15 protein-coding genes are annotated in these 12,361 nt (G+C 68.7%); 7 read left to right on the forward strand and 8 right to left on the reverse strand.

Features of this window, described 5'->3' with window-relative positions; all coding sequences use genetic code 11:
* Positions 1-283: 283 nt before the first annotated feature.
* The 3 genes from ACSFBM_RS21945 to ACSFBM_RS21955 are packed head-to-tail and all read left to right on the forward strand — an operon-like array spanning position 284 to position 2,710.
* A complete protein-coding gene (locus ACSFBM_RS21945; RefSeq protein WP_435438035.1) occupies positions 284-1,486 on the forward strand; it encodes an MFS transporter in 1,203 nt (400 codons plus the stop codon).
* Between the two features lie 55 nt (positions 1,487-1,541).
* Complete coding sequence (gene dkgB, locus ACSFBM_RS21950; protein ID WP_435486254.1) at positions 1,542-2,360, forward strand: 2,5-didehydrogluconate reductase DkgB; 819 nt, start codon at positions 1,542-1,544, stop codon at positions 2,358-2,360.
* Between the two features lie 11 nt (positions 2,361-2,371).
* Entirely contained in the window at positions 2,372-2,710 is a 339-nt protein-coding gene (locus ACSFBM_RS21955; RefSeq protein ID WP_435486255.1) for a MoaF-related domain-containing protein, read from the forward strand.
* 41 nt (positions 2,711-2,751) lie between these two features.
* On the opposite strand, the gene ACSFBM_RS21960 is transcribed toward ACSFBM_RS21955, so the two are convergent.
* Positions 2,752-3,138 carry a hypothetical protein gene (locus ACSFBM_RS21960; RefSeq protein ID WP_435486256.1) on the reverse strand — a complete coding sequence of 129 codons (387 nt, stop codon included), beginning with the start codon at positions 3,136-3,138 and terminating at the stop codon, positions 2,752-2,754.
* A gap of 29 nt (positions 3,139-3,167) precedes the next feature.
* Here ACSFBM_RS21960 and ACSFBM_RS21965 point away from each other — a divergent pair, with 29 nt between their 5' ends.
* Positions 3,168-3,950, forward strand: a complete 783-nt coding sequence (locus ACSFBM_RS21965) for a DUF4253 domain-containing protein (RefSeq protein WP_435486257.1) — start codon at positions 3,168-3,170, stop codon at positions 3,948-3,950.
* 16 nt (positions 3,951-3,966) lie between these two features.
* Here the strand turns inward: ACSFBM_RS21965 and ACSFBM_RS21970 are convergent, their stop codons facing one another.
* Together ACSFBM_RS21970 and ACSFBM_RS21975 are read right to left on the reverse strand one after the other, a co-directional pair.
* Positions 3,967-4,344, reverse strand: coding sequence for a hypothetical protein (locus tag ACSFBM_RS21970; RefSeq protein WP_435486258.1), 378 nt, complete (start codon positions 4,342-4,344; stop codon positions 3,967-3,969).
* 28 nt (positions 4,345-4,372) lie between these two features.
* A complete protein-coding gene (locus ACSFBM_RS21975) occupies positions 4,373-5,623 on the reverse strand; it encodes a YbfB/YjiJ family MFS transporter (protein ID WP_435486259.1) in 1,251 nt (416 codons plus the stop codon).
* Between the two features lie 100 nt (positions 5,624-5,723).
* Between ACSFBM_RS21975 and ACSFBM_RS21980 the strand changes: the two genes are divergently transcribed.
* The 3 genes from ACSFBM_RS21980 to ACSFBM_RS21990 all read left to right on the forward strand — a co-directional run bounded on the left by ACSFBM_RS21980 (position 5,724) and on the right by ACSFBM_RS21990 (position 7,826).
* The gene (locus ACSFBM_RS21980) at positions 5,724-6,704 is read left to right on the forward strand and encodes a LysR family transcriptional regulator (RefSeq protein WP_435486260.1); all 981 of its coding nucleotides are present in this window, start codon (positions 5,724-5,726) and stop codon (positions 6,702-6,704) included.
* A 124-nt stretch (positions 6,705-6,828) separates the two neighbouring features.
* Positions 6,829-7,578, forward strand: coding sequence for an SDR family NAD(P)-dependent oxidoreductase (locus ACSFBM_RS21985; protein ID WP_435486261.1), 750 nt, complete (start codon positions 6,829-6,831; stop codon positions 7,576-7,578).
* 23 nt (positions 7,579-7,601) lie between these two features.
* Positions 7,602-7,826 carry a tautomerase family protein gene (locus ACSFBM_RS21990; RefSeq protein ID WP_435438026.1) on the forward strand — a complete coding sequence of 75 codons (225 nt, stop codon included), beginning with the start codon at positions 7,602-7,604 and terminating at the stop codon, positions 7,824-7,826.
* 9 nt (positions 7,827-7,835) lie between these two features.
* Here ACSFBM_RS21990 and ACSFBM_RS21995 read toward each other — a convergent pair whose 3' ends face one another.
* The 5 genes from ACSFBM_RS21995 to ACSFBM_RS22015 all read right to left on the reverse strand — a co-directional run bounded on the left by ACSFBM_RS21995 (position 7,836) and on the right by ACSFBM_RS22015 (position 12,343).
* Positions 7,836-8,744, reverse strand: a complete 909-nt coding sequence (locus ACSFBM_RS21995) for an amidohydrolase family protein (protein ID WP_435486262.1) — start codon at positions 8,742-8,744, stop codon at positions 7,836-7,838.
* 153 nt (positions 8,745-8,897) lie between these two features.
* Entirely contained in the window at positions 8,898-9,155 is a 258-nt protein-coding gene (locus ACSFBM_RS22000; protein WP_116910600.1) for a hypothetical protein, read from the reverse strand.
* A 119-nt stretch (positions 9,156-9,274) separates the two neighbouring features.
* A complete protein-coding gene (locus tag ACSFBM_RS22005; RefSeq protein WP_435486263.1) occupies positions 9,275-10,534 on the reverse strand; it encodes an alpha/beta hydrolase family protein in 1,260 nt (419 codons plus the stop codon).
* A gap of 58 nt (positions 10,535-10,592) precedes the next feature.
* Entirely contained in the window at positions 10,593-11,096 is a 504-nt protein-coding gene (locus tag ACSFBM_RS22010) for a nucleoside deaminase (RefSeq protein ID WP_435486264.1), read from the reverse strand.
* Positions 11,097-11,101: 5 nt separating this feature from the next.
* Positions 11,102-12,343 (reverse strand): cyanate transporter, encoded by a 1,242-nt coding sequence (locus tag ACSFBM_RS22015; RefSeq protein ID WP_435486265.1) that lies wholly within the window; start codon positions 12,341-12,343, stop codon positions 11,102-11,104.
* Between the last annotated feature and the right edge of the window lie 18 nt (positions 12,344-12,361).

Raw genomic sequence — 12,361 nt, forward strand, 5'->3', positions numbered from 1 at the left:
GATAGTAACGCGCGGCGTCTCGATTGTTATCAATATGCGTAAGGTTGACCGCGCCTAGCTGCCGAGATCGGAGCACGCGCCTTAATTCGAAATCGACCAACAGGGGAAACCCGAAGTGTCTGCAACACCGATTTTTGACGTCAAGGAGAATGAATTTATATGGAGCAGGTCTTACCTTTGCGCAAGGATATTTGACTCCCAAGCAACTATCTTCTGCCCACACCCCCCTTAATCCGCAAAGGTATCCGCAAGACACTCCTCCCCACCCAAGAAGGAGTGCCCCATGCCAATCGCCCTGCTCGCGCTGACCCTCAGCGCCTTCGCCATCGGGACGACCGAGTTCGTCATCGTTGGCCTCATCCCCACCGTCGCTGCCGACCTCGGCATCGGCCTTCCCTCCGCCGGCCTGCTGGTCAGCCTCTACGCGCTGGGCGTCGCCATTGGCGCGCCGGTGCTCACCGCCCTCACGGGCAAGCTGCCGCGCAAGGCGCTGCTGCTCGGGCTGATGGCGCTGTTCACGGTCGGCAACCTGCTGGCGTGGAAGGCGCCCAGCTATGAATCGCTGGTGGCCGCCCGCGTGCTCACGGGCCTGGCGCACGGCGTGTTCTTCTCCATCGGCTCGACCATCGCCACCGGCCTGGTGCCCAAGGAAAAGGCCGCGAGCGCCATCGCGGTGATGTTCACCGGCCTCACGGTGGCGCTGGTCACGGGCGTGCCGCTGGGCACGTTCATCGGGCAGCACTTCGGCTGGCGCGAGACCTTCCTGGCCGTGTCGGCGCTGGGCGTGGTGGCGTTCATCGGCAGCTGGATCTTCGTGCCCTCCAACATCCGCCACACGCCGCCGGCCTCGCTGGCGCAGCAAGCCAAGGTGCTGGCCGAGCCGCGCCTGCTGCTGGTGTATGCCAAGACGGCCATCGGCTACGGCGGCTCGTTCATTCCGTTCACGTTCCTGGCGCCCATCCTCACGGACGTGTCGGGCTTCAGCGCCGGGGCGGTGGGCTGGGTGATGCTGGTGTACGGTGTGTCGGTGGCGGTGGGCAACATCTGGGGCGGCAAGCTGGCCGACCGGCTGGGGCCGGTGCCGGCGCTGAAGATCATCTTCGCGCTGCTGGCGGCCGTGCTGCTGGTCTTCAACTTCGCGGCGCCGCACAAGTGGCTGGCCCTGGTGGCGGTGCTGATGTGGGGCGCGGTGGCCTTCGGCAACGTGCCGGGCCTGCAGGTGTACGTGGTGAAGCAGGCCGAGCGCTTCACGCCGCAGGCGGTGGACGTGGCCTCGGGCCTGAACATCGCGGCCTTCAACCTGGGCATTGCCCTCGCAGCCTGGGCCGGCGGCCTGATCGTGACGCACCTGGGCCTGATGCATACACCCTGGATCGGCGCGCTGGTGGTGCTGGTGTCGCTGGGCCTCACCTACTGGAGCGGCGCGCTCGACCGCCGGGCCGGCATTCCGGTGCGGGCCTCGGGGCCGGTGCCGGTCGGGCACTGAGCCGCCTCTCTGCTTTTTTTCCTCATCTTCTTTTTTCAACGCACAAGGACAACACATGAACACGAACAACAACACCATTCCGGCCTTCGGCCTCGGCACCTTCCGCCTGAAGGGCCAGGTGGTCATCGACTCGGTGAAGAACGGCCTGGACGTGGGCTACCGCGTGATCGACACGGCGCAGATCTACGGCAACGAAGCCGAGGTGGGCCAGGCCATCGCCGAAAGCGGCGTGGCCCGCAAGGACCTGTTCATCACCACCAAGATCTGGACCGACAACTACGCCGCCACCAAGCTGGTGCCCAGCCTGAAAGACAGCCTGGCCAAGCTGCGCACGGACCATGTGGACCTGACGCTGATCCACTGGCCCTCGCCCGGCAACGCGGTGCCGGTGGCCGAGTTCATGGGCGCGCTGGCCGAGGCCAAGGCGCAGGGGCTCACGAAGCACATCGGCGTGTCGAACTTCAACATCGCGCTCATGAAGGAAGCGATTGCAGCCGTGGGCGCAGAGAACATCGCGACCAACCAGGTCGAGCTGCACCCCTACCTGCAGAACCGCAAGGTGGCGGCCTTCGCTGCGAGCCAGGGCATTCGCATCACCTCTTACATGACGCTGGCGTACGGCAAGGTGCTGAGCGACCCGGTGGTCGAGGCCATTGCGAAGGCGCACGGCGCCACCGCGGCGCAGGTGGTGCTGGCGTGGGCGATGCAGCTGGGCTACGCGGTGATTCCGTCGTCCACCCAGCGCGCGAACCTCGAAGGCAACCTGAAGGCGCAGCAGCTGAAGCTGACGGACGCCGACATGGCGCAAATGGCCGCGCTCGACCGCAACGAGCGCCTCACCGACCCGGCCGGCCTGTCGCCGGCCTGGGACTGAGCGGCAACGCCATGAACAACGACATGGCAAGCGCCTTGCCTTTCGCGGGCCGCACCTTCGAAGTGCGCTACGGCGACACGATGACCGCGCTGAACATCTACGCGGCCGACGGTCAGACGATGCGCTACGAGGTCACGGCCGGCCCTTTCACCGGCGCGACCGCCGAGGTGCGCTACCAAAGCGAACAGCTCGCCCCCGGGCTCTACGCGCTCTCGTGGCAAGAGGCCGACAAGGGCACGGTGGTGCACGTCGACGACTTCGAGGCCGGGCAATCGCGCTCGTACTACACGACGGCCGGGCACGACTTCGTTCGCATGGCCGGCACCCTGCGCGAAGTGAAGGCGCCGTGATGAACACCACGCTGCAAGCGCTGGCTGAAAGGCGCGGGGGGTCAGCACGCCGCTTCCGGCGTCTCGACCCCTTGCACGACAAAGAAGCGCTTCATGCCGTCGAGCGTGTCGAAGAAGCCCTTGTTCGATCGGCGCAGCGGCGTTCCGTCGAGCAGCCTGTAGCTGGTTGCACCCCTGACCGCCGGGTACCGCTTGGAAATGCTCACGCGGTACAGGCACTCCGTGTACTCGAGCACGGTGGCTGTCTTGTCGCGCGCATCGACAACTTCGAAGCGGCCCGTCTCCTGCAGCACTGATTCATAGGTAGACATGGCTCCGTTTTCTGCATCGCGCAAAAACGAGAAAACCGCCAAAAGCGCAATGCTGGAGTAGGACAGTTGCGCATGTCTGATGCCCACCGCAGCCACGCCCCGGGGCTGTGCGACCATCGCCGGCCACCCTCCTGCGGAACACCTCGATGGACATCAAGTTTTGCGGCAACGGCGCCAACGCGAACCCCTCGCAGGGCCTGTGCGACGAGTACCGGTTGAGCGACATCGCCAGCCTTGACGAGCTGGCCGTGGCCCGCCGGCAGATTGCCGCCGACCACCCCGGCTGCACGCCGCTTTTCTCGCTCGACGACTTCGGCCAAGCGCGCTACACCTCCGGGCATGCGCGCATGAACATGGCGCTGGAGGACGTCGCCGGCCTCGACATTTCAGGCCTGCCCGCGGAGTGCTTCGAAGACGGCCAGTACCTGGGCTACCTGAGCACGAAGGCGGAGTTCTTCATCTGCCTGCACAACTTTCGCAAGCAAACGGCCACGGCTTCGTTCGACGACGCCTGCGCGCATGGGCTCACGCTGGACGACGAAGGGCTGCAGGAATGGATCGGCTGCCAGAACGACCCGCTGTCGCTGCTCGACCAGCCGGTGTCGGCGCTGGTGGTGCCGGTGGAGCAACCGCATGAAGCGCTCGCGGCCTTTCCCAACGGCTACTTCAGTTGCGACCTGAGCCCGGCGCTGAACTTTGCGGTGGCGCGCCATCTGCACAGCGCGCATGGCTACGAGCTGATCGGCGTGGGTGCGTCGTATCTGGGCTGTCTGCGTGCGGCGCCGCCAGATGCAGCGGCGGCCAAGGCCGTTGCGGCGGACCTGTGCGCGCTCTACAACGCGGACGACGAAGAGCGGCAGGCACTGGCCGATGCGTTCACCCAGGCCATCGAAGGCCGAACGCACCTTTGGCTGCGTTACGTGGAGTGACCATTTCGCGCGGGGCCTACCCCGCGGCGATCTGGCCTTCCATCTCTCGGGGAGCGGCTTCTGTACCGGGCAGCGGGCGCAGGTTCAGCGAATCGCATGCGGCGCTCAGCGCGGCCGCGACCAGTTCCGGCGACTGGCGCAGCTCGGCAATGTCGCGCTCGCCGACGCAGTGGCCGTCCAGCCGCACGTAGATGCGTTTGAAGTCGCCGCCGAGGGCGTTGGCCACGTCGCTCAGGCACTCGGCAAGGGTGGCAAAGCCGCAGTCCTGGTACGAGCTGGGCGGTATCACGCCCTTGGAGCGGGGCGCGCGCACGGAGTAGGCGAAATACGCCCCCTCCTCCCGCAGCTCCACCACGGGCTGCAGGCTGCGTTGTACTTCCCCTGTGCTTTCCATCGCCGCAGTCTAAGTGCGGCAGGCCGATTCACCGCACGCGGTGCAGCCTGCCGGCAACAAGGTCTGTAAGCAGTGCCAACACGAGGGCGCCTGCGCCCAGTGAGAAGAGCAACGCATGGTTACCACCCGAATGCCCGAGCAGCCACGACATGCCGTAGGCCGCGCTGGCCTGCAGCACGGCAAAGCCGGTGGTCGCGCGGCTCCATGCCGCCTTCTGCAGCGACGGATGGTGCGCCAGCAGTTCCTGCACCCGGCCCAGCACCAGCGGCACGATGCCCGGCGTGAAGGCGCCGACCACCGCGCTGGAAACGATGAGCCCGCCGTGGCCGATGAGGCCCAGGGCAGGCAGCGCGAGCGCCACAGCCTGCACGCCGAAGGCAATGCGAAGCGCGGCGCCGAAGCCGACGCGGTCGGCCAGGTAGCCGCTGAGCACCGGGCCCACGATGGCCCCCAGCCCGAACACCACCCAGTACTGCGCGCCGACCGCCAGCCCCTGCCCGAGCCCACGCGCGACGAAGTCGACCAGAAAGATCATGTGCGGCACCAGGCCCACCGCGTTCAGCGCATAAGAGATCGTCAACGTGCGCAGCGCGCCCTTGGCGACAGGCGGGCGCGATACGGGCACATGTGCCGCACGCGCGCCAGGGGCAACAGGCGCCGGCTCCGACGCAGGCCAGCCGTGCCACGCAACCACCGTGAGCAGCAGCGCAAGCACGGCCAGCCCGACCCACGTGGCCGACAGGCCCTGGCGCAGCAGCAAGGGCACCAGCGTGCCCGAAGCCGCAATGCCCAGGCCGATCCCCGCGAACACCATGCCGCTGGCCAGCCCGCGCTGCTGCGGCGTGACGTGCGCGAGCACGGTGGGCGCGGCCAGCACCATCAGCGCGCCGCCGGCAATGCCCGAGACCACGCGCCAGCCGAAGAACCATGCAAAGTCGATGGGCCATGCGCAGGCGAGCAGCGAGGCGGCCGTGGCCAGCATCATGGCGCGCAGCACGCTGCGCACCGGCCAGCGCGCCGACATGGGCCCGCCGAGCAACGCGCCCAGCAGGTAGCCCACGAGGTTGGCCGCGCCGAGGTAAGTGGCGGCCGAGGCGCTGAACCAGTGCGCCTCGATGATGGCCGGCAGCAAGGGCGTGTAGCCGAAGCGCGCCAGCCCCAGCCCGACCAGCGTGGCGCAAAAGCCCGCGAGGATGGCGCGCCACGGCGGCGCGGCGCGATGCAGCTGGTGCGGAACAGTCACCGTATCGGCGGCGGCAATGCGCGGGCCTGCGGCCATGGAAGCTCTCCAGTGAATCGATGCTTCGATGCTATGGATTGCCGCGCTGCGAGTGAATCCCTATGCTTGGGCATTCAGTATTTCGGAACAAGGAAGAATCGTGGACCGCATCGACGCCATGAAGGTCTTCGTCGCAGCGCTGGCCGAAGGCAGCCTGGCCGGCGCGGGCCGCAAACTGGGCAAGTCGCCCGCCGCCGTGAGCCGCGCCATCGCGTTCCTCGAGACGCACGTGGGCGCCGAGCTGCTGCACCGCACGACGCGCTCCATTCGCCTGAGCGACGCGGGCGAGCGCTATGCGGTGGCGTGCCGGCGCATTCTCACCGACCTGGAAGAGGCCGACATCGCCGCCGCCGGCGAACGCTCGGCGCCGCGCGGCCGGCTCACGGTAACGGCGGCGGTGGCGGTCGGCGAAGCGCTGCTGCGGCCCATCCTCGACGAGTTCATGAACGCGCACCCCACGGTGTCGGTGCGGCTGCACCTGCTCGACCGGCCGGCCAACCTGATCGACGAGGGCATCGACGTGGCGCTGCGCATCGCGCATCTGGCCGACTCCACGCTGGTGGCACTGCCCGTGGGCGAGGTGCGCCGGGTGGTGACGGCGTCGCCGCGCTACCTGGCGCGGCACCCGCGCATCGAACAGCCGGCGGACCTGGCGCAGCACCAGGTGGTGGCCATGACGCACTTCGGCATCGACTCGTGGAGCTTCCCGCCGGAGGCGGGCTCGACCATGCCGCGCACGGTGCAGTTCACGCCGCGCTTCGTGGTCAACAGCCTGCGCGCGGCGGTGGCCTCGGCGGCCGAAGGGCGCGGCGTGCTGCGCTCGTTCTCGTACCACGTGGCCGACGAGGTGGCCGAAGGTCGGCTGCGCATCATTCTGGCCGGCGACGAGGCGCCCCCGCTGCCGGTGCACCTGGTGTCCCCGCACGGGCGGCTGTCGGTGCCCAAGGTGCGGGCCTTCGTCGACTTTGCGCTGCCCAAGCTGCGCGCGGGCTTCGCGGCGTGGAGCGAGGCTTGTGCGCCCAAGGCCAAGGCTGCACCGAAGCCCAGGGCCAAGACGGTTTCCAAGCCCCGGCGCGGCTGATTCGCTCGCCGCGCGGAAGAGTGTTTGCCGAACGTCGGGCATTCACTCTTTGCACGGCTGAATCCACACTTCCTTCCACGACGCGCCGCATGTCGCGGCCCGCTGAACCGGAAGGAAATTCATCATGACTGCACAGAACCCCAAGGGCGGCCAGACCGCCGTCGTCACCGGCGCCAGCAGCGGCATCGGCTTCGCCATCGCCCGCCGCCTGCTCGCCGACGGCTGGAACGTGGTCGGCAATGCGCGCAGCGACGCGCGGCTGCAGGAGGCCGCGCGCCAGCTTAACGCGGGCGACCGCTTTGCCGGCGTGGCCGGCGACATTGCCGACCCGCGCACCGCGCAGGCGCTGGTCGACCATGCCGTGGCGCGCTTCGGCGCCGTCGATGCGCTGGTCAACAACGCGGGCGTGTTCCTGCCCAAGCCCTTCATCGACTTCACGCCCGAAGAAATCGAAGAGCAGATCGCCATCAACGTGAAGGGCACCATCTTCGCGTCGCAAGCGGCGGCGCGGCAGATGGTGGCGCGCGGCTCGGGCGCCATCGTGAACATCACCGCGTCGATCGCGCTGCAGCCGCGCAGCAATGTGCCGGCCTTCATGGCGGTGCTGCTCAAGGGCGGGCTGAACGCCGCCACGCGTGCGCTGGCGCTCGAACTGGCGCCGCACGGGGTGCGCGTGAACGCGGTGGCGCCCGGCATCATCGACAGCCCGATGCACCCGGCCGAGTCGCATGCGTTCCTGAAGACGCTGCAGCCCACCGGCCGCCTGGGCACGGTCGACGAAATCGCCGATGCGGTGCTCTACCTGGTGAACGCGGGCTTCACCAGCGGCGCGGTGCTGGCGGTGGACGGCGCCGCGGCCGCCGGCAACTTCTGAACCCCGAGCGCAAGGAGACCACCATGCCCTACGTCAACGTACGCATCACGCGCGACGGTGTCACGCGCGAGCAGAAGGCCACCGTGATCGCGGAGATCACCGACACGCTGCAGCGCGTGCTGGGCAAGAAGCCCGAGCTCACGCACGTGGTGATCGACGAGATCGACACCGACAACTGGGGCTTCGCAGGGGAAACGACCACCGTGGTCCGCGCGCGGGAAAGCGCGAACCGCAACGCCGACCGGTAGCAGCCGCGCTCAGCGCAGGTCGAACAGCGCAGCCGCATTGCCCCAGGCAATGCGCTGCGCCACGTCGGGCGGCAGGTCGCCCAGCCACACGCGGTAGCCGCGCATGATCTCGTCGTAGGCGCTCCAGCGCTGGTTGACCCAGGTGTCGGAGCCGACCAGAAAGCGCTCCGGGTACTTGAGGATGAGCGCGCGCCACTCGGGGCACAGCGTGCCGCCGTCGCAGGTGAGCCCGGGGCGGTAAGACAGCTCGCCCATCAGCAGCGGGTAGCGCTCCAGCAGCGCCTGCACGCGCTCGATGGGCGCGCCGCCGATGCCGGTGTGGGCCCAGATGAGGCGCAGGTTGCGGCCCTTCGACGGCGCGTTGGCCATCAGCAGGTCGATCGCCTCGTCGTCGACGTGCGCGAGCACCGCGAGCTTCTGGCGCTCGGCCAGCGCGACGAGTTTCTTGGCTACGGGGCCGTTGGCATTGGCGCTGTCGTACAGGTGGAACTCGCCCAGGCCGCGGTACGGCCCGCTCGGGGTGCCGCGCGCGAGCTCGGCCTGCACCATGTCGTAGATGGTGTCGTCGCGGAACCAGTTGCTGTAGTCGTCGCGGTTGCGGTACAGGCGCACGAAGGGCACCACGGCCACGCCGGCGGCGCGTGCCTCCTTCGATGCGGCCAGGGTCTGCGTGCCGGCGTTGGGTCGCGAGTTGGCGACGATGGCCTTCACGTGGTTGCGCTGCATGCGCGACAAGGCTTCAGCGGGTGGGTACGGGCCGGTATTGCCGTCCCAGGCTTCCTGGTTGTAGTGCAGGTGGGTGTCGAACAGCGGGCCGGCGTAGCTGGCGCGCGCTGCCGGTGCTTGCGCAAATGCCTGCGACGCCAGGAACGAGGAGGCGGCCAGCAGCAAGGTGGCGAGGGTCGCAGGGGCGCTCATGGTGTCCTCGAGGTGTGGGAAGCGGAATTATCCCGACCCTGCGTTCAGGCCATCGCCATACCCATTCACATCGAACACCCTGAGGCACAACGACAAAAGGCATGCTGCGCGAGGCAGCATGCCTTTCAGGTCAGGTCAGGAAGAGGCCGAAGCTCAGCCGGCGTTCTTCAGCGACTGCTTGGCCTTGTCGGCCGATGCCTTCGAGCGGTTCTTGTGATAACCCGACTTGACGTTGTTCACGGCCTTGCCGACGGGGCCGCTCTTCTTGGCCTTGCTGTCGGCCTGCTTCTCGTCGATCTTGTGCTGGGCGGCGTCGGTCGCTTCGGAGGCGGCCTTGCCAATCTGGGCGCTGGCGGTGCCGGCTGCAAGCAGGGTGAGCGACGTGGCGATGGCGATCAGGGCTTTGTTCATTAAGCGGGTCCTCCAGTTGTTGAAATCAGGCTCGATGGTTACACCGGCTTCAGCGCCGCCGTGTCAGCCGTGGCCGCGCATGGCGTGGCGGACAAGCCCGACAAAGGGCTCCAGGTCCTTCAGCGGATCGACCCCAGGTACGCATCGACAAACCCGCCCCAGAGCCGCTGCACGGTGTAGGTGCCGTGGCCGTCCAGCCCCTTCGGCGGCACCAACACCTCGAACGTCCCTTGCCCGCCGGCCGACTGGAATGCGTTGAAGTTGCCCCGGCTGTGCGCGATGGGGTAGTACGGGTCTGCCTCTCCATAGAGCCAGAGCGTAGTCCCGGGAAAAGCGGCGCCGCGCTTGAACAGTTCGCCGTTCACCTTGACCGCGTCCGGGCACCCGGCGCCGATCCAGCCGCCGACGAAGTTGATCGCGCCCACCACCTCTTGCGGATGCAGCCCTGCATAGGCCGTCGCGAGAATCCCGCCGCGCGACACGCCGCCGATGACGACGCGCCGGGCGTCCACATCGCTGCGCTGCCGTATCTGCGCCATGGCCACCTGCATGTCTGCCAGCGCGCGGTCGAAACCGGGCAGCGACAGCGCGGCCTGGCATGAATAGCGCGAGCGGTCTGCTTCGAAGCCCTCGTCGTACAGCCCTTCCGAGTGGCCCCGGCCGCGGCGCTGCGGATAGACGACCTGCCAGCCCCGCGCGACGAAGAACGCGCTCACCTCGGGGCTGACCCACGTCAACCCGAACCATTCCGGGCGATTGCCCATGCCGGTCGATCCGTGGTTCATGACCAGGGTGGGAAAGGGTCCGTCGCCTTCGGGCCGGTGCACGATCATTTCGAGGCGCACGGGCTTGCCGTTCTCTGTGAACGGGGTGTCCAGCCATTCGACGCGGCGCACATAGGCAGGCGGGCGCCGCGACAGCACGCCCACGGACAGCAGCTGCGACTCCGGCCGCCACGCGCCCATTTCCATGTCGCCGTCCTTGCGCAGGCGCAGCACGAGCTTGGCGCCCGTCTTCAGCCGGACGTGGAGTTCGTCTTTCTCGAAGCGGCCGGGGGCTTCGTCGACCACCGTCTGCAGCGGGCTCGCAGCCACATAGGTAACCGTCGCGCCCGTGGCGGAGAGGTCGCGAATGGCGATCTTGACGTCGCAACCCGCGCCGCGACAGGCCCAGCCGCGCCAGATGCCGCTCCACTGCGCGACCTCGGCGGGTGCGGTGGTGTCCTCGGCCAGAGCGGCCACCTGCGGCGGCAACTCGGCCGCCACGGCACTTTCGGACACGGCGCGCGGAAGATCGCCGATGTAGCTGGGCCAGACCGTCTGGGCCGATGCGGCCATGCAGACGCCGAGCAGGAACGCAGCCAAAAACAATCGCTTCACCAGGATCTCCCGAAGTTTTCCGGGCGATTGAATCACACGCGGGGCCGCAGCCGCCGGGTCAGCCTGCCGGGCGAGCGCGGCGCGTGGCCGCCCAGTCCGAAAGAATCTGCACGGCTTCGGCGGCCAGCTTCTGCTCGGCAGGCAAGCTGCGGCCTTCCAGCGCGGCACCCGCTTCGATGCGCAGCACCTCGACATCGATCGGATGGCGCGCCGCCACGCACACGCCCTCGAACGCCTCGCCCGACTGCGCGAGCGACGCCGCGTAGTACAGCTTGCCGATGCCCGCGATGTGCATGGCCGCCACGCACATGGCGCAGGGCTCGCACGAGGTGTACAGCTCGCAGCCCGCGAGGCTGACCGTGCCCAGCTTGCGGCAGGCATCGCGAATGGCTTCGACCTCGCCGTGCGAGGTGGGGTCGGCGTGCGCGACGGAGTGGTTGAAGCCCTCGCCGACGATGGCGCCGTCCTTCACGACGACGGCGCCGAAGGGCTCGGTGCCAGGCTGCGTCAACGCCATCGCCGAGAGGGCGAGCGCGCGCTGCATGAATGGCTGGTGGTACATGGGGGTCAGGCCTTTCCTGCGCTGTCGAGCGCGTTGATCGGTTGCAATGCATGGGGCGCCTGCGGTGCGAAGAGCCCGGCCATGGCCGCAGCGTAGCGGCGCGGGTCGAAGCACAGCATCAGCGGCAGCAGCACCACGACCACCACCGCCAGGTACGCCCATGCGAGCGTGAAGCCGCCCGTGTGCTCGCGCACCCAGCCGGTGACGAAAGGCGCGAGCGCCGCAATCATGAAGCCCACGCCCTGCATGAAGCCCGCGAGCGCGCCGGCCTGCGCGGGGTCGCCCAGGTGGTCGAGCGCCAGCACCATGCACAGCGCAAAGGCGCCGCCCAGGCCGAAGCCCAGCACGATGGCGATGGCCGGTGCAGGCACGGGCGCCTCGAACGTGAGCGCGGCAAAGCCCGCAAGCTGCGCAAGCAGCGTGAGCAGCAGCCAGGGCCGCATGTCGCGCCCCCGGCTGCGCGCGACGGCGGGCATGGCCAGCGCGGCCACCACCTGCGCGAGCGTCATCAGCGCGAGCACCGAGCCGCCCTGCTGCGCGCTCCAGCCCTGCTGGGCATAGAAGTGCGGCAGCCATGCGACCAGGCTGGTGTAGCCGCCGTTGATGAGGCCGAAGCACACGGCCAGCAGCCATGCGCGGCGGTTGCCGAAGCAGCGCAGCCACGAGAGGTTCTGTCGCGGTGCATCGGCGGTGAACTGCATGCGCCGCATGTTCAGCCAGTACAGCAGCGCGAAGGTCGCGAGCAGGGCCCAGATGGCCAGGCCCGCATGCCAGTCGGGCTGCGCGCCGCCGAACGCATGCGCCACCCACGGGCTGGCCATGGCGCCGAGCCCGCCGCCGCCCATGATGGCGGCGGAGTACAGGCCCGTCATCACGCCGATGCGCGCCGGGTACGCCTGCTTGACCACGCCGGGCATCAGCGCCTGGACGAGGCCGACGCCCGCGCCCGCGAGCGCCGCGCTCCACAGCAAGGCCGCTGCGCCACCCGCCACATAGCGGCTCGCGCAGGCGACAGCGATGGCGGCCAGGCCGGCCGCAATGCCGGCACGCGCACCCATGCGCTGGCCCACGGCCGCGCCGAACAGCGACATGGCGCCCATCGCGAACATCGGCAGCACCGTGAGCAGGGCCACGGCGTGAAAGCTGATGCCCGTGGCCTGCCGAATGGCCGCCAGCAGCGGGCTGCTCGACGTGAGAAAGGCGCGCAGGTTCAGCGCCACCAGCACGATGACGACGGCGAAGGCCATGCCGCCATCACGGCTGCT

The organism is Variovorax pasteuri, assembly GCF_051216435.1.
GTDB lineage: Bacteria > Pseudomonadota > Gammaproteobacteria > Burkholderiales > Burkholderiaceae_C > Variovorax.